The sequence below is a fragment of the Roseibium sp. SCP15 genome, assembly GCF_040329435.1.
Taxonomy (GTDB): Bacteria; Pseudomonadota; Alphaproteobacteria; order Rhizobiales; family Stappiaceae; genus Roseibium.
This window is the reverse complement of record NZ_JBDZYI010000003.1, coordinates 1,189,591-1,211,150: the sequence shown is the minus strand read 5'-3', so window position 1 is coordinate 1,211,150 and position 21,560 is coordinate 1,189,591. Positions and strand designations below refer to the sequence as shown.

Annotated in this window: 15 protein-coding genes; 3 read left to right on the top strand and 12 right to left on the bottom strand. The window is 54.1% G+C overall.

The annotated features are described in order from the left end of the window. Nucleotides 1–19 precede the first annotated feature (19 nt). On the bottom strand, nt 20–1,621 hold the full coding sequence (locus tag ABLO27_RS19590; RefSeq protein ID WP_353034940.1) for an ABC transporter substrate-binding protein: 1,602 nt from the start codon (nt 1,619–1,621) through the stop codon (nt 20–22). Between the two features lie 216 nt (nt 1,622–1,837). Between ABLO27_RS19590 and ABLO27_RS19585 the strand changes: the two genes are divergently transcribed. Continuing rightward, nucleotides 1,838–2,776 (top strand): LysR family transcriptional regulator, encoded by a 939-nt coding sequence (locus ABLO27_RS19585; protein ID WP_353034938.1) that lies wholly within the window; start codon nt 1,838–1,840, stop codon nt 2,774–2,776. A gap of 95 nt (nt 2,777–2,871) precedes the next feature. Here the strand turns inward: ABLO27_RS19585 and ABLO27_RS19580 are convergent, their stop codons facing one another. Genes ABLO27_RS19580 through ABLO27_RS19565 form a run of 4 tightly spaced genes read right to left on the bottom strand, consistent with a single transcriptional unit; the run spans nt 2,872 to nt 9,223 of the window. Next, nucleotides 2,872–4,815, bottom strand: a complete 1,944-nt coding sequence (locus tag ABLO27_RS19580) for a hypothetical protein (RefSeq protein WP_353034936.1) — start codon at nt 4,813–4,815, stop codon at nt 2,872–2,874. A 7-nt stretch (nt 4,816–4,822) separates the two neighbouring features. Next, nucleotides 4,823–7,276: a phosphotransferase gene (locus ABLO27_RS19575; protein ID WP_353034934.1), complete on the bottom strand. Its 2,454-nt coding sequence runs from the start codon at nt 7,274–7,276 to the stop codon at nt 4,823–4,825. Continuing rightward, nucleotides 7,276–8,160: a glycoside hydrolase family 16 protein gene (locus ABLO27_RS19570; protein ID WP_353034932.1), complete on the bottom strand. Its 885-nt coding sequence runs from the start codon at nt 8,158–8,160 to the stop codon at nt 7,276–7,278. Before ABLO27_RS19570 ends, ABLO27_RS19575 begins: the two co-directional genes overlap by 1 nt. After that, on the bottom strand, nt 8,153–9,223 hold the full coding sequence (locus tag ABLO27_RS19565) for a GNAT family N-acetyltransferase (RefSeq protein ID WP_353034930.1): 1,071 nt from the start codon (nt 9,221–9,223) through the stop codon (nt 8,153–8,155). Before ABLO27_RS19565 ends, ABLO27_RS19570 begins: the two co-directional genes overlap by 8 nt. Before the next feature lie 157 nt (nt 9,224–9,380). On the opposite strand from ABLO27_RS19565, the gene ABLO27_RS19560 reads away from it, so the two are divergent. Beyond that, complete coding sequence (locus ABLO27_RS19560; protein ID WP_353034928.1) at nt 9,381–10,475, top strand: hypothetical protein; 1,095 nt, start codon at nt 9,381–9,383, stop codon at nt 10,473–10,475. 131 nt (nt 10,476–10,606) lie between these two features. On the opposite strand, the gene ABLO27_RS19555 is transcribed toward ABLO27_RS19560, so the two are convergent. Together ABLO27_RS19555 and ABLO27_RS19550 are read right to left on the bottom strand one after the other, a co-directional pair. Continuing rightward, nucleotides 10,607–10,888, bottom strand: a complete 282-nt coding sequence (locus ABLO27_RS19555; protein ID WP_353034926.1) for a hypothetical protein — start codon at nt 10,886–10,888, stop codon at nt 10,607–10,609. Nucleotides 10,889–11,204: 316 nt separating this feature from the next. Next, nucleotides 11,205–12,173, bottom strand: a complete 969-nt coding sequence (locus ABLO27_RS19550; RefSeq protein ID WP_353034924.1) for a GNAT family N-acetyltransferase — start codon at nt 12,171–12,173, stop codon at nt 11,205–11,207. An 861-nt stretch (nt 12,174–13,034) separates the two neighbouring features. Here ABLO27_RS19550 and ABLO27_RS19545 point away from each other — a divergent pair. Next, on the top strand, nt 13,035–13,748 hold the full coding sequence (locus ABLO27_RS19545) for a helix-turn-helix domain-containing protein (RefSeq protein ID WP_353034922.1): 714 nt from the start codon (nt 13,035–13,037) through the stop codon (nt 13,746–13,748). Nucleotides 13,749–14,513: 765 nt separating this feature from the next. On the opposite strand, the gene ABLO27_RS19540 is transcribed toward ABLO27_RS19545, so the two are convergent. Genes ABLO27_RS19540 through ABLO27_RS19520 form a run of 5 tightly spaced genes read right to left on the bottom strand, consistent with a single transcriptional unit; the run spans nt 14,514 to nt 21,296 of the window. Then, nucleotides 14,514–15,704: a tetratricopeptide repeat protein gene (locus tag ABLO27_RS19540; RefSeq protein WP_353034920.1), complete on the bottom strand. Its 1,191-nt coding sequence runs from the start codon at nt 15,702–15,704 to the stop codon at nt 14,514–14,516. Between the two features lie 53 nt (nt 15,705–15,757). After that, nucleotides 15,758–17,470: a tetratricopeptide repeat protein gene (locus tag ABLO27_RS19535; protein ID WP_353034918.1), complete on the bottom strand. Its 1,713-nt coding sequence runs from the start codon at nt 17,468–17,470 to the stop codon at nt 15,758–15,760. Beyond that, entirely contained in the window at nt 17,470–18,303 is an 834-nt protein-coding gene (locus ABLO27_RS19530) for a polysaccharide deacetylase family protein (protein ID WP_353034916.1), read from the bottom strand. The genes ABLO27_RS19535 and ABLO27_RS19530 overlap by 1 nt, the downstream gene beginning before the upstream one ends. Before the next feature lie 6 nt (nt 18,304–18,309). Then, nucleotides 18,310–20,523 carry a glycosyltransferase family 2 protein gene (locus ABLO27_RS19525; protein WP_353034914.1) on the bottom strand — a complete coding sequence of 738 codons (2,214 nt, stop codon included), beginning with the start codon at nt 20,521–20,523 and terminating at the stop codon, nt 18,310–18,312. A gap of 8 nt (nt 20,524–20,531) precedes the next feature. Further along, entirely contained in the window at nt 20,532–21,296 is a 765-nt protein-coding gene (locus ABLO27_RS19520; RefSeq protein ID WP_353034912.1) for a glycosyltransferase family 2 protein, read from the bottom strand. Nucleotides 21,297–21,560 lie beyond the last annotated feature (264 nt).

The window sequence follows — 21,560 nt, the reverse complement described above, 5'->3', positions numbered from 1 at the left end:
ATGCGCGGCCGAGCCGCTATCAGTTCTTGGTCACGTTGCGGTAATACGCCTGGTCGGACGTAACGCCGTTGACGAAACCTTCCACGTTCGCACGCTGACCGAATGTCCCGATCGCTTGGAACATGATGGTGAACGGAGAATCTTCGCGAACCTTCTTCTGCAGATCGGCGTAGATGTCCGCCCGGACTTCCGGATCGGATTCTGCCGCTGCTTGGTTGGTCAGTTCGGTCAGGCCTTCCGCATCCCATGCGTTACGCCATGTCAGTTTGCCGGTCAGCTTGGCTTCCAGACGGTTGTCAGGATTGTGAGCAAAGGCGTCGGCGTTGGAATGCGGATCGGAGTAATCCGGACCCCAGCGGGCGACGATCAGCTCGTGTTTGCGGGCACGGTACTTCGGCCACAGGGTCTTACCGTCGGACAGGATGATCTCGGAATCGATGCCGACTTCCTTCAGGCTGGCCTGAATGTTCTGTGCAACTTCCTTGAACGGAGATTTGTTCAGCGTATCGATGGTGATCTTGGTGCCCGGCTCAACGCCAGCTTCGGCAATCAGAGCCTTCGCCTTGTCCATGTCGTAGCTGTAAGGCGTCTCCATGGAAGCTGCCCACATGCCTGACGGCCAGAAGTTCTGGTGGATCTTGTACTGGCCATCGAGGATGGACCCGACCATGCCGTCGTAGTCGACGATGTAGTTGAGTGCTTCACGGACCTTCGGTTTGGAAAGAACCGGGTGCTCCATGTTTGTCGCCAGATACATCAGGTATCCCTTCGGATACTGCTGTGCGGAGACATCCGCATTGCCAGCGAGGCCCTTGAGCTGATCGGCGGTCAATTCCATGGCAGCGTCAACATCGCCCTTTTCCAGCAGCAGACGCTGTGCTGAAGGTTCTGCAACGTGGCGGATCACGACACGATTCATTGTCGGTTTGCCATGGCGATAGTCATCGAACGCTTCAAGAATGAACAGTTCGTTGGCCTTCCAGGTTTTCAGTTTGAAGGGACCGGAGCCAGCGGCGTGGTCTTTCAACCAGCCGTAACCCATGTCGCCATCGACTTCGTGCTTCTGGACTTCCTTCATGTCCACGATGGAGGCAACACTTGAGGAGAGCAGGTTCAGCACCAGCGCGGGGGAGATGTCTGCAAGAATGTTGATCTCGACGGTATTGTCGTCAACGGCAACAACAGCCTCGTCAACATTTTCAGGGGTCCAACCGATCTGCTTGATGATGAATGCCGGTGTCTTGTCGAGCTTGATGGCCCGTCCAAGCGAATAGGCAACGTCGGTTGCGGTCACGGGATTGCCCGAGTGGAAGGTCAGCCCAGGGCGCAGCTTGACGGTGATCTTTTTCCCGTCGTCGGAAAATTCATAAGACTCCGCGATACCTCCAACCAGCTCGGTCAGGTTGTCCGGCTCAAACAGGAACAGACGCTCGTAAAGATTGGCAAGGACACGGCCACCTGTAAATTCAAAGGTTTCCGCTGGATCAAGCGTAATGGCATCCGCGGTGTTGCGGGCGATGACGAATGTATCTTTAGGTGTTTCCGCAAGTGCCGGAAATGCGACGGATGTTGCTAGAATTGCCGCAAGAGACGCGCTCTTGAGAGATGGTAGGAGTTTCACGACTTTTCCCCTCTGAAACAACTCGGATTTCGGAATGCCGGCTAACGCCAGCGATCTTGCATGCAGCCCGCTTCATTTTCCGAGCCAGGTTCCTGCATTCAAATGACCGGATTAGCTTATATCGACAGGTTGAATTCGACCAACAGGCTTGTTATGCAAATTTTGCATACATTTTTGCGCTGCATATAATTTCGCCAATTGGTTCAGGAGATTAGCGTGGACACCAACTGGTTGACTGACTTTCTCGTTCTCAGCAAGCAAGGGAACTTTTCCCAGGCGGCGGAGGAGCGCAACATCACGCAATCTGCCTTCAGCAGGCGCATCAAGGCGCTTGAAACCTGGTTGGGGGCGGAACTTTTCGACCGTAGCAGTTATCCGGTCACGCTCACGCAGGAAGGGCAACAGTTTCACGATACAGCTCAAAATGTGCTTAGGGAGCTGGAGCTTAACAGGGTCGAGTTTCAGCGGCGCAAATCCAGTTCCACACCCGACCTGCGTCTGGCCGCTGCAACGTCGCTGGCCCTGAGTTTCGTCCCCGACTGGCTCAGTCAGGTCAAGGCAGCCTGTGGTGATTTTTCGGTCTCGATCGACACCTATGATTTCTATGAAATGATCGAAATGCTGGCAGACCGGAAAATGGATCTGGTCCTGCTTTATTTTCAGCCACAGGTGCCGGCATTTTTTGAGCACCACGAATTCGAATCCATCAAGTTGGGCGAAGATACTATGCATCTTTGTACTGCACTTGATGAGACGGGAAGTCCGGCCTTTGACGTCGATAACCCGCCCAGGGGCGGCCTCGAATATGTCGGCTATGGACAAACCGGATATTTTTCCAAAGTCGAGGACCTGATCTTTTCGAAAATGACCGCGCAGGATCCGACCTTTGTCTGCACGTCGCAAAGCGGTACCTGCGAGTTCATGAAAAGCCTGGCTCTCATGGACCGCAAGATGCTTTGGCTGCCAGCCTGCAGCGCCTACGAAAGCGTCCGATCCGGACAGTTTGCGCTGGCAGGAGACGGCCGGTACGACATGGATCTTGAAATCTGGGTCTACAAGAAACGGGATACGACCTCACCCTTGATCCAGAAAATCTGGTCTCACCTCAAAACCGATCCCTGCACCGGGCATTTGAGCGGTTTTCAATTGAGATGAGGAATTGAAGGGTGTCTCGCCAAGGCGGCAGTGGTGTGAGGTGTGTCGACGAGACTGTCGAATGCTCGCCAGCGCGCACCATATGAATGGTGGCCTTACTCCGTTTGTTTGGGTTGGAGGAACCTGCGCGCCGTGAAAATGCGCGCATCCCTGTTGGCGAAGACGAGTTGGAAGTCGGGAGACGCGAGCAGTTCCATCTCCATGTTGTCCAGTGCTCCCTTCGGCATGATCCCGAGTGCTTCCACATAAGCCTTCTGACTTCGTGTCAGGATGATGTAGCCGTCTGCCCAGCTTTCATTCCGGAACCACCGGCTCAACACGCCTGATGGATCGCTCAAGATATCATTTCTGGCATCGGGACGTTCATTGGAGAGCGGGACATAGGTGAAGTTCTCGTAGTTTCTGAATTGAGACGGGTAACTGCGTGCGCCCTCCACCAGGAGAGTGCCGGCTGGTGCCCGTTCATAAAGCCATTGGGAAGCTGCAACCTCGTCCGGCGAGAAACGGTACTGCCTGTCCTTGCCGTTGTTGCCGAAAAAGAATCCGATGGCCATCAGGATGGTCACCGCGGCAAAGGCGAAGCGGGTGCCATGTCCACGTCCGGACATGTTGGTCGGGAAGAACAAGGCTGCCGCGAAGAAAGAGAGAAACGGTACGCAGAAGAGGAAAATGCGGAAGATTGCCTCACCGCCATAGGACGTTACCAACATGATGCTCAATGGTGCGATCGCCAGGGCGCAAGCGATACCGTCTCGTCCTCCGTGATTAAGCCGTCTCAGCCATCCTAAGCCGGCAAGGATCGCAACGCCGAGGGTCAGCAGCCTGCCTGCCCAGGCGACAATCGCGACTTCGGGTTCAACGGTGGACGTGTCGATGAATTTTTCCGTGAAACCGCTGAACGAACGTAGCATTCCAGCCACTTCTTCGGGCAGCGCCAGGGCTGTAAAGGGAGCCGCCGGATAAATGACCCAGGAAACCACGGCAAGGGCGGTGAGGGCGGCATATCCAAGACTGAGCCCCGTCAGGAGAGACAGGAAAAAAAGGGAACTGATCAGGATCAGCGGTGTCAGTTGATGCGAGGCCACCATCACCCAGATAGACAGGCTGACGAGCAGCACCAGCAAAATTCGGATTGAGCGGCTCGTTTGAGGCACTCTGGGCGTCCCGCGCGTCAGAAGAGCCCGGAGTTGGTGGAGTCTTTCATGGGCTTTGGACGAACCGGTAATGCTCGAAGGCCTCAGAGGGCCGAGACAGGTCGCCAGCACGAGAAGGTAAAGTCCATAGGCGAAAGCCTGGGGAGAAAAATAGTCCTGTCCGACCCAATTGGCGCACAGGAACACCCATGCCGCGGACCAAGCCAACCGGAAATCGTCGGTGAACCGCCGAAAGATCGTGACGAGTAACGCCGCATAGCAAAGATTGGCCAGGACGGGAAAGAAGCGGACGATATTGGCAATTTCAATGGAGCCAAGGCCGAAAAGACCTGCGAGCTTCGAGGACATCCAGAAAAAGAACGGCCAGTTGTGGTAGGCGGCCAGAAAAGGGGCCTCACGGTCTACGCTTCCATGCCGTTGGATGTAATCGACAATACCGAGATGTTTCCATGCCCAGGAATATCTCAAAGTTTCGTAGACGACGGGTGCGGTGGCATGAAGAAAGAAAACCAACAAGACTAGGTTGAGGGGACGAAGAACCGGCCACCGGCAGGACGTGTCGAGACTGAGTGCAAAGCTGAATGTGGTCAGGCACAGGCCTAACCAGAATGTAACGGGCAGGATGGAAACCAGGCCGAAATTGTCCAGGAGGTCGGCGTCCATCTGCGGCAGGCTTGAGAGCCAAAGGACAGCGGCAAGAACTGCGCTTGTTGCGGACGCGAGTTCGATTGCGTTGGCGACGCCAAACAGTTTCACTGATGATTGGGCTCCATTTGCACGGCGATACAACCAGACGGTCTGCCGGTCGTCGGGCCGTATGCCCCGACCCCAAATGCGGAGCCCGGGTTTCCTGAGCGTTTCCGGTGATGTCGTTTCAATACTCATGGGACACTCATCCGGTTCGTGCCGCAATCGCGGTCAAAACTCGGTCGACATTGGCACGCATCCACAACCAGTTTCCGGGATAGCGTTCGGACTTGGTCAGATTGGACTTTATGTGATGCAACCAGGTCAGCAAAAACATGCTCTTGCTGAAGTCCCGGTCGTCGTTCGCAGTTGAGACTGATTTCATCGGCTCGAGCGAAAAGCCCAGGATGTCTTCATATTCAAAACTGCTCTCCAGAATACAGGTCCTGGCGATCTGCCCGAGCTCTTCTCCACTGCCCAGCATTCTGGTGGTGACCGCCAGATGAAAGAGATCAACAGCCAAGGGCGCGTCAGTCTTGGAATTGTCCCAATCGACCAGACCGGAAATCTCAATTTTGTTGGAAGAGCTGGCTGTTCGCGTCAGCAGAACATTTCCGGGGCAAAGGTCTCCGTGGCAGCGGCCCAGCGGAAGTTGTCTTCCAATCAAGGCCCTGCGGAGGTCTTCGCGCAGGCATTCCAATGTGGCCGCTCGATCTTCATAGCCCCAACTTGACCGCGTTGCCGTCGTGATCGTTTTGATCGGCGCGTCTATCCACCGGTCTGCCCACTCCTGGTCGAGTATCGACCGCTCCGCCGTATTTGCGTGAAGTTGGGTTACAAGTGTCACGGCAGCATTGCCGACGGCTTCGGGATGAGCATCGTCGCCAAAAAACGCCCTGCCATCTTCTCCAGGCAGGGCAGTTTCCACCGATCTGAAGAACCCTCCTTGCTGATCTTCTCCAAGAAATTCAGGGAACCATCTTTTCAGGTCTTTGACGCGATGATCGGAATGAAGTTCTCTCAGGACCTGTGCATTGCGTTGCAGTGCCGCAATCCCGGAGCGTGTTGTTGCATATTTGACCACTGCCTCAGGGATGTCTCCGTCATGACCGGGAATGTCTTCTTTTCGTGTCAGAAGCAGAGTCGTGCTGTCTGTTACGGAAACCGGCATTCTCTTCAAATCGTGATGATTGAGATCGAAGTCGCCGATCGCGCTCTTGGGCCCTGGAAATATGTCCCAGGTCGAATAGGCCTGCTTGAACAAGCGGCGCTTGATCATGCCGGCAATGTCCGCCAGTGAGGCGGCCAGAAGCAGGGTGATGTCGGAGATGGTTCCGGGTTTGGATTGCGCCATGTTGAGTGCGAGGAAGCCTGCCAGCACGAGCGAATGCGCAATCAACCAGCCATATGCGACACCCAGGGCTCCGAGTTGCTGGAGCAGCAGGGCACTGGATGCGGTGAATATGACGAGCGTCGCGAACTGGAGGATCGCCACCGCCTGCGTGCGGCCCTTGGCCCGCAAGGCGGCAATAAATGTGGTTGTCGCCGCCCAGGGCAGACATGAAAGGATCAGAACCCTGAGAATTGAAGTGCTTTCTGTGACATAGGCCGCGCCGAACAGTTTCAGCAGATAAGGAGCCCCGATCCAGATGACCGTCACTGCGCCAAACATCATCAACATGGTGTGGCAAAAGGCATCGGAGGTCAGACGGATTATGCGCTGCGGGAATGCTGCGCTTTCGGCCAGCAACGAAATTCCCATGGAGCGGCCGATCAGGTAAACCGAATAGGTGAACGTCCAGGCAATGTGATAGGGAGCATTCGCTTCTACCCCGGCAGTGGATGCAATCATGAGCGGGGCAAGTCCGAAGCCTGCTGTCAGAAAGATGCTTCCGGCATAGTCCCAGCTCAAGAAACTCATGATCGACTTGAGTTCGACCGGCTCGGTCTTGCCGGTGTGTTTCCGTATCGCCAGATGCCTGAAAATCAGAACGTTTATGACCAGAACAATTGGAATGAGAGCGATGGTCCAGCCGAGAAAAATTCCATTGACGGGCATCGTGGCCACAAATGCGAATCCAACCAGAAACGCGATTTTCAAAAGGGCATAGACAGTGTTTTCAAACGGGATCATGACCGAGAGGCGCAGACCGGACAAAGCTGCGTCCTGAAGTGCGAATATGGTCCAGATAACGGTGCCTGAAACGAACACCGCCATCGTCACCGGATCCGTTCTGAGTAAGGCCAGGGCAGGTGTTACGGTGCCGACACCAAGTGCAAATCCAAGAGCGATAGCGCCGGATACCAGACCTGCGGCGACATAGGCTTTCAGGATCAGTGGACCTGCCTGATGACCGGCGGTCGGCAGAAAACGATTGAGAACCGTACCCAGGTTCATTTGGCCGAAATAGCTGATCGGCGTCATCAGCGCGATAAGCGCTGCTCCGAGACCGACCTGACTTTGGTCATAGAACCGGGTTGCTGCCATCCAGAACACGATGCCAATCGCGGAAGTTAGACCGGTGCTGGCTATCATTGCATAGCCATTCACGAGCAGTGGTGCTGATTTCAGTGCTTTCTGGATCTGGTGCATTAGGTTGGAGCGGCTGGCAGTGGCGGAAGTGATGGGGCCGGGAAGGGTCGTGCGCAAGTCGCTCATCACGGCGACCTCTGCCATACCCGCACGTAGTCAACTTTCAGCTCGGCAGGGAACCTGGTGCTTTCATCCGGTGCTCCTGGCCAGTTTCCACCAACAGCCAGGTTTATGATGAGATACATCGGAACGTTGGAAATCAGCTCCCGTTCCTCAATTCGCCACAGCTCTTCACCGTCGAGATACCAGGTGATTTCTTCCGACGACCATTCCAGACCGTATACATGCCAGTTTTTGCTGAGGTCATCTGTTTCGATTTCATGGCCTTTCTGGCGGACGTCTCCGTTGGCCTTCTTGTAATGGTAGTGCAGCTCCAGAACCCCCGGGCGATGGCCGAGAACCTCCATGATGTCGATTTCCGGTTTGGAGGTGTGGTTATCCGGCAGCAACCAGAAGGCAGGCCACAATCCTTGTCCGGAGGGAACTTTGGCGCGCATTTCGAAAAAGCCATAGGTGGTCGAAAAGCGCGTGTCCGACAGATCCTCTTCGTAGTAGCGGCCGCTTGTCACCATTCCGGACGTGTAGGGAAATGTCATGCCCTCGTGTCCGATCACTTCCTCGGGTTTGGCGGTGAGGATCAGGGTTCCATCTTCAACCCGGATGTTTTGTGGCACGTACCACTGAAGTTCCTTGTTGCCGAGGTTGGTGCAGCCGTTGTTGTCCCACCAGTAGCAAGTCGTCCAGCGATCCTGAGACAGTTCGGGTTCTGCAAACTCATCTGCGAAGATGAGATCGAACCTGCCCTCGGGACCGAGCGGAGAAACGGGAAGCGAAGCAGGGCGTGGAGTTGGAATTGGTGGCGGTGCGTCAACCGCTCGGGCGGGCTGAACGGTACTCAGGAACCCGGAAGCAACGGTGACAAGGATGGGGCGGAACCGGGCACTAGACATCGGTAAAACCGATCAGCCGTTTGATCCCGGAGCGCATGGTGCGATCGGCCGAAAATATGGGTACCTTTTCAAACCAGAGTTCTGCATAAGGAACCGCGACAGCACCGAAGTGTCCCTTGAACTGGGCGAGAGATCGCGACAACCCCGTCTCCCCCATATGGTAGTGTGCGCATTTGCGGCTGCAGGCGAGTTCGATAATTTTGGCCTGTAGCAAATAATTTGCGTAGGTGCGGCCAATCAGGCGTTCATCCATTGCTCCGCGCGTGTAATGGGCGTTCCGGTCCACAAGTACGATGGATCCGGCAACGGGCTTGTCGTTGTGGCTGGCAATCGCCACTTGGAAAATGCCACTGGCACAGTTGGCCATGACCCGAAACTTTCTAGACGAGTCCCGCATGTGTCCGCGCAACTGTGCGAGCCAGCCAAATTCATGCTGTTTTCGAGCCCATCGATCGATCGACCGCCTGAACAACCGTTCAAAACTGGCGATCAGGGTTTCGGTATTGCCGATTTCTACCGTAACACCTTTCTTCTCCGCCCGGCGGATCTTGCTGCGTGTGTTCCCGGAAAAACGGGTTTTCCGGACCTTGTCGAAACCCCCTTCCAAATTGAGGATATGGGATGTCTTCGGCACAGCAGACCAGCCTCTGGCCACCGCGGCCTTCAGCCATTCTGCAGCCTGGAGGGGGTTGGGCCGTACCGAAATAGCAGTACCTGGAATGTCAGAGCAGTCTTCCAGAATCGCTTCCAGATGCTGAGCTGCAAGAGGCTCCTTGGCGAGCACTCCGCCGAACCCCCAGGAGGAGGGAGGGGAATTCAGGGTCGAAAAGGTGAAAGGAACGAGCGTCTTCTTGAAAAGAGGAAGGATGGCCTCGTGACCATCGGAAAACAGATAATGGCGGCTGACCTGCCGCCCACCGGATCCTTGAAGAATTGCGCCAGCCCATTTTCTGGACTGCGTCGGCATGGCGAACGGGTCGACGGCGTAGATCTTGTCCCACGCTGAAGCAGACGCCTCCCATGCGACTTCGTTTGAAATAGGCTGTATGTGTTCGTTCAGCATCCTGTTGCTCTATTTAAATATTTAATAAATATAGCAAATCAGAAAAATGCTTAAATAGATAAGTATATTAGCGCGTAGACATAATTATTAGCTGACTTTGTTGGCGGGAAATGTTGGTTTAACCTATTCCTTTATCACCATTGCCGTGGAGGAGGGGGTGTTTGCAGCGGTTGACAGACTGACGACGATGAAGGCGAGCCGCGCCTGTAGGTGCTGCAACGCCTTCTTCTTGTCGATCGCTGTTCTGCTAACCGCTTGTTTTTACCTGCTGGGCGCAACGTTGGCAGCGCGGGCATCTTCCGAACTTGATCTGGAGCAGACAGACGACCCGGAACTCAGGCATGTACTGCAGCGAGCGTTTGTCCTGCCAATGATGCTGGACCTGCCGGACGTCACCTATCAGAGGCGCAATGATCTGATTTCCGCGGAAGCAGAGAAACTTGAAGGTATTCTGCGTTCTCTTGGCTATCTGGCCGCTACCGTCGAAGTCTCCGATGACATGACTTCCAATGGATACGCGCGGTTGACACCCGTTCCGGGTTCTCTTTATCGCATCGGCTGGATCAGAGCTGTCGGTCTGCCTGACGGACTGCCAGAGGAAACGCTCATAGGGTTCGATGATCATGCGGCGCGCTTCGTTGGGCAAACGGCCACGGCTGGGATTCTCGAAGAACTGAAGTCAGGGCTGATCTGGCGTCTCAGAGAAGCTTCCTACGCATCGGGAGAGGTGCTGCAGTTGAAGGACGTTTTGGACCCGCAGCTGCGCTCCGTGGGAATATCCTTTGCTTTCCTGACTGGCAGATCAACGCACGTGGCGGACGTTCAGGTTCAAGGGTCTAGGCACGCCGATCTTCTTTCAGAACTTGCCTCCAGTACTGTGAAGGAAGGCGAACCTTACTCGGAAGCTGCTATGGCTCGTCTGCGTGAGTTGTTGGAGCAAACTGCCCTCTTTAATCGGGTCGACGTTTCGCTTTCCAATGTCTCGTTCCCCTCAGGTACGGCTGAAGTGGAAGTCAAGTTGGTCGACAAACCGCCGGAGCCGCATTTTTTTCAAAGCGAAGCGGGGCTTGGCCCTGTCCTGGCGATCCTGACGATGCTGCTGATCGTGTTACGGGAATGTGCGGGGCCTGATTCAATGTGGATGGGCAGACCAATTGGCCCTGCCTTAACCGGCACCGTTGCCGTATTTTACGCAATCAATGTGATTGTCATCGTGGCAGTTCTGGTCTCGATAATTTCAGTGCAGATCTAGGGTGCCCCGGCTTGAAACCCGGCTATGGTGTTTCGTGAAAACACTGAAAGAACGAGCATTGCTTTTCGAATTGAAATCCTTGATTTCAGGCAAAGAAAGGCGCTTCAGTTTTTTGCGCAATGCTTTGGTGGTCATGTCTTGCTGACATTGATGCTGCCTGCAATGAAGCCGGGCGCGCTGGCATCCTTGGAAGGTTTGGCGCTGCCGATAAGCGCATCCATTTCCTGTTTGATTTTCCGGAGCTCAACTTGCGCAAGTCTGGTTTTTTCCCCCCTCTCCGGAGCGTTGGGAGCCAGCTTTTCAAGCGAGATGCGGAGGTTTGCCTCCACATCCTGCCAACGATTGACCAACTCAAACCATTTCTCGAGGATCGAGGGATCAACCTGCCCTGTCATGAAAATGCGATCCTTCATATATTCCTGCCGCCGATTGAATACATCTAGGCCGACAAGTATGCGCAAATCATGACGTGAGTATAATTCGAAGATCTTTTGAATATTATTATTAACAATTAAAAATTTAACTTTTCCTCAGTTCCTTCAACCTCGATCTACTCGCAGAATTGGTTTCGCCTTTGAAATCCGCTTATTGTGCTCGTTTTTAAAAGGAGAGTGAAAAGCAACCCGGTTTAAACGGGCTGCTCGCGGACAAGCGCCTGGTAGACCCAAACCATCCGTGTTGTCTTTCCCTTGAAAATTCCAGGTACGTGCGTGGGCCCGCGCTGATGCACTAATTTCTGTGAAACTCGGCATAAGGAATTGCGAGTGCTCCGAAGTCGCTCTTGAAACGCATGAGAGTGTCGACACCGCCGGACTCACCCATGTGGTATGTCGAACATCCGGCTTGGCAGGCGTCGAGTATCATCTCGTTCTGCAACAGATCGTTTCCCGGAAACTTGGCAAGCAGTTCGGGATCGCTGGCACCGCGCCAATAGACCGCCGCTTTTCCCATGATGAGAAAAACCGTTCCAGCAACAGGTGTTTCGTCGATCGACGCAATATAGACCTGGAGCCTGGATCCCATCGCTTTGGCCACGTTCTCGAATTTCCATTTGGGTTCACGACGAATGGCAAGATACCGGATGAGTTGCGGCGGCAGGTTGCGTCTTTTGGCTCTTACCTCCGACCAGCGCAGATAGATCGAAAAGTATTTGTTCACGAGTTCAGCGTTGTTTCCCTTTTCAATCGTCAGGCCCGCTTTCCGCGCCTTTCTTACTCGGTTTCTCTTGGTGCTGCGGATGCGATCCTGCCAAACCCGGTCGTAGCCTCCTGCAAGGTCGATGACATGAGACACACGCGGTGAAGCGGACCAGCCGTTTTGTCCTGTGGGCCACATGTCGATCTGGACGGGGTTGGGACGGATCGACAAGGTTCGAACCCTCAAGCCGTGCATGTCTTTCAGGATCGCCTGAATGTCGTCCTGGCCAATCGGGTAGTCGGAAATGCAACCGCCTGCGCCAAAGCCATGGGGCATCGATGAGGCACTGCGCTTGCCAATCACCGATGACTTGACTGCCAATGGCACCAGGATCCGTCCGCTCGCTGTCTGGTACAGACGGCTGGCGTTGGAATATCTGCCGGTTTGTTCGATCGCAGCCATCCACTCGGCTGACTGGAATGGGGTCGCACGCGCATCGGAATGAAATATTTCGCACCACTCGGTTGTGGGCGGTGGAGAAACGACTTCTTTGATATGCATTGATTGCTATCTCGCCAAGTTTGTTTCCCTTTCGTCAGTTACATCGCAAGAGTGTACGATGGAGCGAGCTGGAAAAGCAAAAAAGCATCGCTCTTCCCTCATTTACTGATTGGAACCAAAGCCGGAATCAGGTTCAAATTGTTTGTTGGTTCAAAATCAACTTGTCCCCATCGGGTTGGGTTGCTCAGTTCGAGTTATTCGACTGATCCCGGCTCCCTTTCAGACATTCATGTTGTGAGAGCGTTCGGCCATGTAGCGCGGGATCAGGACGTAAGATTTTGCAGTAACTGTCAAAACTAACTAGGTGCTTTAAACAAAAAGTTGCGCTCGCGAGGTGTTATATATTGCACGGCTGATAAATAGATCGATCTATTGACATAATTTCGGCTACCTAAATAAAGATATTTGCTTGCTCAAAAACATTTGATTTCAAAGAAAAGTTTGATATCTTTTTAGTAAGATACTTTTAAAAATTTAAACGCCTGTGTTTAAAACTAATATATATTTTCATTGTTGTTTGAAGATGTGCGATTCATCTTATGTATCGATTAGGTCGATTTATGGTAAATATGTTGTTTTAGGTATTAACACTGACTTCAAAAGAATATCATGTATTTGCTCTAAATATATTTCAACTGTGCCTCTCTGCTCTAGGGTGGGGTGTTATCATTGTTCGACCTTTAGTTGATCGGGTAACATATTGATTTATGTCTTGCGATTTTTTATTGGTATAAACTGCTTACTATAAATTGTTATCTGAATTGTGGAGCCAAATAGGACTGTTTAGCACTTCCTTGTGCGCAAATTACTCTGCGTAAGATGCGGATTGTTAAAAGGCGGCAAATGCATGGGAGGCCACAAATGTCGAGCCAATTGCGTTATTTGTATTTCGTAGGGCCTGGAGACAGGCTGCCGAACCCGCTTGAAAATGCGTTAATCAGGGAGCTCCCTGACCTGGCGGTCCATATCACAAACGATTGGGGCGGGCTGGTCAGGAGGGCGGATTCCGATGGTGTTTGTCCCAATCTGATCCTGATCGATGAAGCCTATGGGGTGGCCAATGCCACCAGTCTCAGAGAGTTTCAGGAAACGTATCCCAATACCGGTCTGTGCCTGACATTCAACGGTGATTACCACTCAAAGCAATACATCCGGGAATGCCTCAAGACAGGTGTAATTCATAATATTCTGCCGATGAATCTCAGACTGGATCTGTGGTTATTTGCGGTGCAGATCATGCTGCATGGCGGTTCCTACATGCCGCCGGATTTGGTCGAGTTGTTGGAAATCGATCGCAATCTGCAGATTGAGAAAACCCGCAAGGCGGATGAAAGTACGCTGAATGGTGACAGTGCTGTCGGGGCCTTGACGCCCCGTGAGCGCGAAGTTCTCGCATTGATTGCCCAGGGTAAGCAAAACAAGATGATTGCGGCCCAGCTCAGTCTGTCCGAACACACCATCAAGCTGCATATTCACCACATCATCTCAAAGATGGGGGTTTCCAACCGCACTGAAGCGGCTGCGGCCTTCTTTCAGATCCATGAGGCTGAAGAAAGGCGTCGTCTGGAGCGCTGATTTTCAGGCGTTTGGACCTGAGGCGGTGTCTGGTTCGCAGTGCAATGCGTTTGCCGGCAAGGTGGAGGTCATGAGACCTGCTATGTCGAGCCTCGATTGCGCGCGTGTGCCTTTCGGGCGCGCCGAACCAATCCGAGGCGCGTTCTACGCTGTATCTGAGGATTTTCCAAATAGATCAGTCACACCCAATAGGGTTGCTTGAAGCGAACTCGGTCGTGTCGGTGGGGCCTTAAGCTTCGGCACTTGGTTGGTTTCGGCATCATGAATGGTGCCGTTTCTGGTTTTGCCGATCTGTCAGTTAATGCTGTGCGGGTTTCCTTCGTGATAGTTGAGGAATAGCGCTTTTTTCTTTTCCATTAAGTCGTGCATTGTCAGCATTCTGAGATGAAACCAGAATGTGTCTTCCGGCTGGTACTTTCGGTCAAATTCAGGCTGATAGTCTGAATTGTCGCTGAGATGCTGCCCACTATCCATCTCGTTCGCCTTTCAGTCCTGTTTAAGATCATTGAGCAAGATGCCGTGTGTTGGAGTGTGCTCCTCGTGCTTGGTTGCTTTTTGTAACATTGTAATAATATTAAAAAATGCCGTAGATGTCATCTTGGCATTTTGTATAAAATATTAAATCTTGGGGAAAAATTGTTTGTAATTTTCAATAGGCCATAAATTCTGATTACGTCTAAAGAATGGCACCTGCGTCATTCTCGGGGTTATTTCTGTCCTGGTTTCTCCTTGCGCATTGCACGTATCCGCTTCTCCCGTCGATTTCTAAAATGCATGGACAAGAAGGCGGGTTGTTTGCACCGATAAAGGGCCGTTGCGGCACAGGGATCTGACACGCAGCGATGAGCAATACTCGAGGATGGCCGAAATGGTTCTTCGTTTCAAAAAGCCATCCACCCGTCCGTTGAAGTAGCCTTGTTCTGCCAGACGCATCTGAACAAAATAAAAGAACGCGTTGGGATTGCTTCGCAAAATTCGACGCATCAGACTTGGGCGGCTGCGTGGTGGAACTTCTTCAATTCGAGAGTAAAGAGAACCATAGCCAGACTTTTTCGAACTCAGTATTTCGAGAAGAAGCTGGCGATATTCAAGCTCACCCGGGTCTACTTTTTCAGAGACTTTTTCCAGTTGGGCGCGTGCCCGTTGAATGTTTCTGGCGCTGGGCTGCCGCGAGCCCCAGTTTTTCGGATCAAGGTAGTAATCAAACAGCCGCAGTGCGGCTTCTGTATTGCCGTTGTCGGCCATGCCGGACAGCTTGTTGAGCAACTTGGTGCGGGGGAGGAGTTGAGCAGACCGGTTGTTGCGGCGCATTGCCAGCGCGACTGTCGCATCTGCAACCCCAAGATCTTCCGCTTTCCGGAACATCTCCAGTCCACTCCTTGGGCGGCCGATTTGCCGGAACTCACCTTCAACCAATCCAGTGCCCATCAGGTAGAGGGCATATGAATTTCCCAGTGACTTGGCGTGAGCCAGGTATCTGTAGGCTTTCCTCGTGTTCTTCCGGCCGAACCATCCATAGCGATGAATTTCGGCCAGTCGTAAAGACGCGGCTATGCTGCCTGCATCAGATGCCTTTTCATACGCTTCCAGTGCGGCTTCCCTGTCGATGAAACCGGCATATCCGAACGAATAGATATCTCCGAGGCTGACAAGCGCGCTCAGAGAGCCGTCATCGGCAAGTACCTTAATTTCCCTTAGGGCTTCATCAACGTCCGGTTCGCTGCCGATGCCGCGCAGAGACATCTCGGCAATCCGGAGCCTTGCTGTCCTGTCTCCAAGATCTGCAGCTTTCGAGAAATAGACAAGCGCCTGAGAAGGATCGTATTCCAACAGCCTTCCATCCAGGATGAGTTCGCCCAGGCGTAACAAGGCCGCGGCCTCAAGTGGGCTGGTAACCGCTGCAGAGGAAACCGAGGAATAGAGGCTTGCTCCAAGGAACCAGAGAGCCAGTGTCATGCTGCGCGCCAATTGGCGCGCAGCTGACAATTTGAGCTTGTAGGCTGCCCATATCATTGGGTGTTGGCGTTGTTGGGCGTGCCGGTTTCGTCCAATGTTTCGATACCAGCTGCCTTCTTGTAATACAGGACGGCAAGCTCTCCATCTGCCGGCAGGATTTCGCCCCGGCTGTAAAGATCTCCCAGCAGGATGTAGGCCATGAAGACACCCTGCGATGCAGCTGCTTCATAAGCGGAAATCGCCGCGTTGGCATCTACCCGTCCGGCTTCGCCTGACACATAGACTGTGCCGAGTGCCAACATGGCATTGGGATCTCCGGTGTCCGCGGCAGATTGCAGAAGCGTCATGCCGGCCTCGCGGTCCACTTCTGTTCCCTGGCCTCGCAGCAGCATCAGGGCGGTCTGTACGCGCGCAGTTCCGCTGCCTGCCTCTGTTGCGGTCTGGTAATAGCCGAACGCCTTTTCCATATCCTGGGGCTGACCTTCGCCGATAGCGCCTGAATGAAACTCTCCCAGCATCAGATTGGCGTCAGAATTTCCATCCTCGGCCAGCTGTTCAAGCACTGTCACACCTGTTGTCGCATCGCGCGATGTGCCGACGCCTTCAATCAGCATGAACGCCATTCTCAGCATGGAGCTGAGATCTTCGGAAGCTGCCGCGGTCCTGTAGAAATCAAATGCCTTTGTGACGTCGGCCTGAATGGCATTTTCCTCGCCGTTCTCATAGAGTTGACCGAGAATGTACATGGCCGATGCGTCGCCGGACTCGGCCATGTCCTGCAAAATGCGCAGTCCTTCGTCGACGTCCCGATCAACACCTTCTCCTCGAACCAGCATGAGGGCTGTTTGCTTGCGCCCTGTGGTGCTGCCTGCCTCGCTGGCCATGGAGTAGGCCTCGAAGGCCTTTTTCGCGTCTGGTGTCAGCAGTCCAGGTAGCCCGCTGAGATGTATATCTCCCATCAGCAGCATGGCGCTCGGGTCCTTTGCTTCGAAAAGCTGGCGTGCGATTTCGTAGCCTTTGTCAGGAGCGGATGGGGTGCCTTCGCCGTCGATCAGCATGCGTGCCGTAATGATTGCGGCCGCGATGTTGCCCCCGTCGGAAGCGCGTTTGTAGTAACCGAAGCTGCGTTCCGGATCGGCATCAACACCTTGGGGTTTCCCGGTTCGGTAGATATCACCGAGTGCCATCAGTGCCTTGGCATTGCCCTTTTCAGCTGCTTCCGTCAAAAGCTCAATCCCACCGCTGATGTTATGAGAGGTGCCCGTTCCCTCTATCATCATCAGCCCGACATTGACGGATGCGGTTTCACTGCCAAGATCGGCCGCCTGCTGAAAAAACGAAAATGCTTTTTCCGGATCCGAAGTCACCAGTTCTCCGCTGAGGTATAGGTCGCCGAGTTTCAGGAATGCATCCGGGTTCCCGAGATTTGCTGCCAATCTGTACACACGGACCGCACTGTCGCCGTCAGGTCGAAGATTGTGAGCGAGGCCGGGGACAAGTTGTTCCGGAGGCATCGCGGAAAGAATCCTGCCGTTGCTGGTCGAGAGGTTTCGGTAGTAGGCGAGGGCGACCTCTTCGCCCGCTCGATCGATGGCGCCGGTGCTGTATAAGTCGCCAATGCGTGTGATCGCCTTGGTGACCGCAGGGTCGGGAGTACCCCGCCAGCTGGTTGCGTCAGTTGCATTTGCTGCATAGCCGGTCGCCATGCAGGTTGCGATTATCAGGAAGCCGCGCTGAAACACGGACGAGCAAAAACACTGTTTCATCAAATTGGTCCCCCGGCAGGCTGGTAGGGGCCATCGCTGGCCAGCGGTGGCGTTAGTCGGTTGCGAATGCGTCGCACAAGTCGCCAGCAGGTCCCGGCAATTCGATCCTGTGGCGGCGCGGTGGGTATCCCCTTGCCTTCCAGCAAGGAGATGAGACCCGCCTGGTCGTAGTCTTGGGTGACGATCAGGCGGGAAAGTCCGAAACGGTTTTCAGAGGTGTGTGAGAGCGCATGGCGAACACGGACGGCGGAGGAAAAACCGGCATCGCGTGTCAGCCGTCTGGTCGCCGCAGAGGCATACCCGTGCGGGTAAGCAAAAGCCTTGACTTTGCCGCCAGTGATCTCCTCGAGAATGGACCGGCTGTCCCGGAGTTCCCTTTCGCAGGCTGCGCTGTCAAGGATGTCCATCTCCGGGTGGGACAGACTGTGCGCTCCAATTTCGATGCCTTTTGTGTGGAGGTGTCTGATTTCGTCGGCCTGCAACATCGCGCGCCCGCCTTCACCGAGTGGTGTCAGCCATTTGCTGTGGCCGGCAATCAGCCCTGCGACTACATAGAGTGTGGCTTCGAAACCGTGTCTGTCCAGAACGGGAAAGGCATTTTCCAGAAAGTCCTTCAATCCATCGTCAAAGGTCAGAATCGCGGTTTTGTCGGGCAAGGGAGTGCCGGCGTCCAGCCTTTCCAGGGCTGTGGAAACGCCAAGGACTGCATAACCGTTTTTTGCCAATGCCTGCATGTGCTCCGAAAAACGTTCGGGAGTGACAGACCAGGTTCGGTATCTTTCATCCACATCGGCAGCGACTGAGTGATACATCAATATCGGCAAAGTAAGCATGGCCTGTCACTCCGCCGCTCGGTCAGCGCCCGCCAGAATAGGCGGCCGCATTGGTGATGAGGTTGTCCGGGGTCTGGCAAAGCGGCTTCTGAGATAGCCGGGCAAGCCCATGGCAATACCGAAACGTTCGCGCCAGATCAGGTGGCGCGGATAATCATCCGGCAAACGCTTCATTTTGCCGGATGAGCCTGAAAGCAGGTGGTTCAAAGCAGCCGGCAGTTTTTTCGCGAAGCGGAACACCTTTGTAGGATTGTCTAACACCTGCTGGGTCAGATAGGCGCCCAGTCCGACACCATAACCATAAGCTTGACGCTGAATGCCTGCTTCAGCGCGACGGTGATAGTGCCAGACAATGGCGCCGGGCGTATAAACGAGCTGATATCCGGCCTCGAGAATGGCTACGAACGAGGCGAGGTCGTCGCCCCCGCGAGCCGGTGTGCCGGCCCCGAGTGCGGCGTCGAAGGCGCCGACTTCCAGCAAGGCGTTCCGCCTGAATGCCATGTTCGCACCGGAGCCGAATGCTCCGGCAGTATACGGAAAAAGCGGATCCTCCGGTTTGTTTTCCTCCAGGTCAAAGACGCGGCGCTTCACGCCTTTGCTGAACCCGCCGTGATGTTCGGTCCAGTATTGTGCCCGGGTTTCAAGCTCGGCAGGCAGGATCATGCCTGTCACGCATCCGATTTTGCGCGAAAGAGCGAACTCGGATGCGATCGCAGCAACCCAATCGGAATCGACAATGACGTCATCGTCCGTGAAGGCGACGATGTCGCCGAGCGCGAGTGCCAGCCCGGTATTGTGTGCCAGTCCGAGGCCGGGGCGATTTTCGCGTGCATAGTGTACGCGCCCGCTCGGGGCGAAGACACCGGCAATCAGATCTGCTGTTGCATTCGAAGACGGGGCGTTGTCGACAACAACGATGTTCATCGCCGAGTAGGATTGTTTCAGCAGGCTATCAAGACATCTGAGCAGGCTGTCCGTCCGGTCGCGTGTTGCTACCACCACCGTAACCCATGGGCTGAACGGACCTTTCGGTGCCCTTGGCAGGTGTGAAATCTTTGCATCGGGAAGACGTTTCATGACGTCCGAAACGCAAGTTTTCAAATCACTGGACTGGTTGAAATGAATTTCTTCCAGGGCAATCGGCGTGCCTTTCGATCTGAAAAGACATAGCGCGCCGCCGTACCAACCGTCCGGTTTCAATTGATCCTGCAGTCGTGAGGGGAAGCGGTCATCAAGTTCCCAATCCAGAACTTGAATGGGATCGAAGGAAGGCGGCTGATGACGGTTCGGGTGGTGATGGGGCCAAAGACGCGTCAATGCATAGGATGTGGTCGTGGCAGCAAAGCCGGCCACGATGGCGAATGCGCGGATCAGGCCAGTGAAATCACCCTTCGCTGTATCGCCGAGATTGCGCAGGAAGCCCAGGGGTAGCGTTTTGAGGGAATAGCCCTTTTCCGTTGTCAGGGCGTGATCTGCATTCCGAAGACGTGCCAGTTCTGCTTTGGACTTTCCTTCCGCCCAACACCGTCCCAAAAAGTATTTCCACGTGCATCTGGCTGCTGGCACATGATGTCGAACCCGGGCCTTGGGTTCGTAAAGGATAACCTGGTTGGGGAGCTTTGATTTGGCGCGAATGAAAAACTCCGTTTCCTCGCAGCCTGCACCGTTGTTGCCGACACGGCCAAGGCTCGTTCGAAAGCCGCCCGACAGCTCAAGGACGTTTTTTCGAACGGACATGTTGCAGCCGATCAGGTTTCGAACCTGGTTGCGTGTCTTTGGTAGTCCGAGATAACTGCAGCCGATCACCCAATCGAATTCTCGAGGAAACCACTTTGGCCGCTTTGTCGACCATGCGGGAGCAATGAACCCTCCCACCGCCATCACAGTCGGGTCTTCGTAAGCTTTTGCCAGCTGTTCAAGCCAGTTGGGGTTTGCTGCGGCATCATCATCTAGAAAGGCGACGACATCACCGCAGGCGCTCTTTATGCCTGTGTTCCTGGCTCCCGACAGGCCTTTCTCAAATTCGTTCCTGATAACGAGTGCGGTCGAGAATTCGGATTTGAGCACTCTGTGCAGCGCGTCGCTGTGATCGCTGACAATGATCAGCGAAGCCACGGGATAGGTTTGCGCCCGCACAGAAGAGACCATCTCGCCGATGTGACGCAGCCGATCCAGCGTATGGGCACAGACGACGACCGATATCGTGACATTTGTGCTCATGGTCCTGCTCAGCGTGTCGGGTCGCGGACGTCTGTGGAAGTCGTCAGGCTTGGGCGGGCGAGAGGAGGTGAGACACCTGTCAGTCTTGCGGTCTGAGAGGTGAAGCCGAGGCGAACGATCGTCTTCAGAACGCGCCATCCGTCGGGAATTGTCCGCAAATTGCTGACGCCGTGAATGCGGGGAGCTTCCTTGCTGGGAACTTCCGAAATGGCCAGGCGCGCCTGGAGGGCCTGCACATTCATGCTTGTTTCGATCTCGAAGCCGTCGTCGTTTTCGAGCGATAGCCGTCTGAGACTCTCACGCCAGAATGCGATGTAGCCATAGCAAAGATCGGTGAATTTGCCGCCAAATCGCCAGGTTACGAGCTTGACGAAGCCCCAGTTGCCGACGCGGCGATACCACTCCATGTCGTCGGTGCCGCCTCCCTGCAGGAAGCGGGAACCCTTCACGAAATCAGCGCCCGACAAAAGGGCGCCTACAAATGCGGGAATTTCTGCCGGGTCCATGGATCCGTCGGCATCGATCATGACAATAATGTCTGAACGGGAAGCTGCGAAACCGCATCTCAGAGCAGCGCCTTTGCCGGGACGATCTTCAGGTACGATCTTGATGTCTGGCATGAGGCTGCGCGCAACCTCGATTGTGTCATCCTTGGAGTTTCCGTCTACCAGGATTACTTCATCGACCCATCCCGGAATTTTTTTGAGCACTTTTGGAAGATTTCGTGCTTCGTTTTTTGCAGGGATGACGACACATACTGTTGGTTGCCGCATGATTTACTACTCCGACATTTCCTCTCCTATTCGCTTTTAGATAAAACGAAATATATCATAGGCCTCTTTATGTATATCTCGAATCTAAAACTTAGTTGCGGTTAAGGGTAGGGTTGTGAGTTGCATTTTTTATGTTTTGTTAAGTATATTTTTCTTCCGGAAAATTCGAAATATATAATAATAAGTATAATCAAAAGAGCAGTGAGCCATTCGGCCTGCCGATTGGATTGGGCATGCCAGCACGCATTGGCGGAAAAATGGTCT

Coding starts and splice junctions, on each gene's coding strand:
- ABLO27_RS19565 (WP_353034930.1), bottom strand. CDS start 9,223: ATGCTGAACGAACACATACAGCCTATTTCAAACGAAGTCGCATGGGAG.
- ABLO27_RS19555 (WP_353034926.1), bottom strand. CDS start 10,888: ATGAAGGATCGCATTTTCATGACAGGGCAGGTTGATCCCTCGATCCTC.
- ABLO27_RS19580 (WP_353034936.1), bottom strand. CDS start 4,815: ATGAGTATTGAAACGACATCACCGGAAACGCTCAGGAAACCCGGGCTC.
- ABLO27_RS19535 (WP_353034918.1), bottom strand. CDS start 17,470: ATGAAACAGTGTTTTTGCTCGTCCGTGTTTCAGCGCGGCTTCCTGATA.
- ABLO27_RS19530 (WP_353034916.1), bottom strand. CDS start 18,303: ATGCTTACTTTGCCGATATTGATGTATCACTCAGTCGCTGCCGATGTG.
- ABLO27_RS19570 (WP_353034932.1), bottom strand. CDS start 8,160: ATGTCTAGTGCCCGGTTCCGCCCCATCCTTGTCACCGTTGCTTCCGGG.
- ABLO27_RS19545 (WP_353034922.1), top strand. CDS start 13,035: ATGTCGAGCCAATTGCGTTATTTGTATTTCGTAGGGCCTGGAGACAGG.
- ABLO27_RS19575 (WP_353034934.1), bottom strand. CDS start 7,276: ATGAGCGACTTGCGCACGACCCTTCCCGGCCCCATCACTTCCGCCACT.
- ABLO27_RS19550 (WP_353034924.1), bottom strand. CDS start 12,173: ATGCATATCAAAGAAGTCGTTTCTCCACCGCCCACAACCGAGTGGTGC.
- ABLO27_RS19525 (WP_353034914.1), bottom strand. CDS start 20,523: ATGAGCACAAATGTCACGATATCGGTCGTCGTCTGTGCCCATACGCTG.
- ABLO27_RS19540 (WP_353034920.1), bottom strand. CDS start 15,704: ATGACACTGGCTCTCTGGTTCCTTGGAGCAAGCCTCTATTCCTCGGTT.
- ABLO27_RS19520 (WP_353034912.1), bottom strand. CDS start 21,296: ATGCGGCAACCAACAGTATGTGTCGTCATCCCTGCAAAAAACGAAGCA.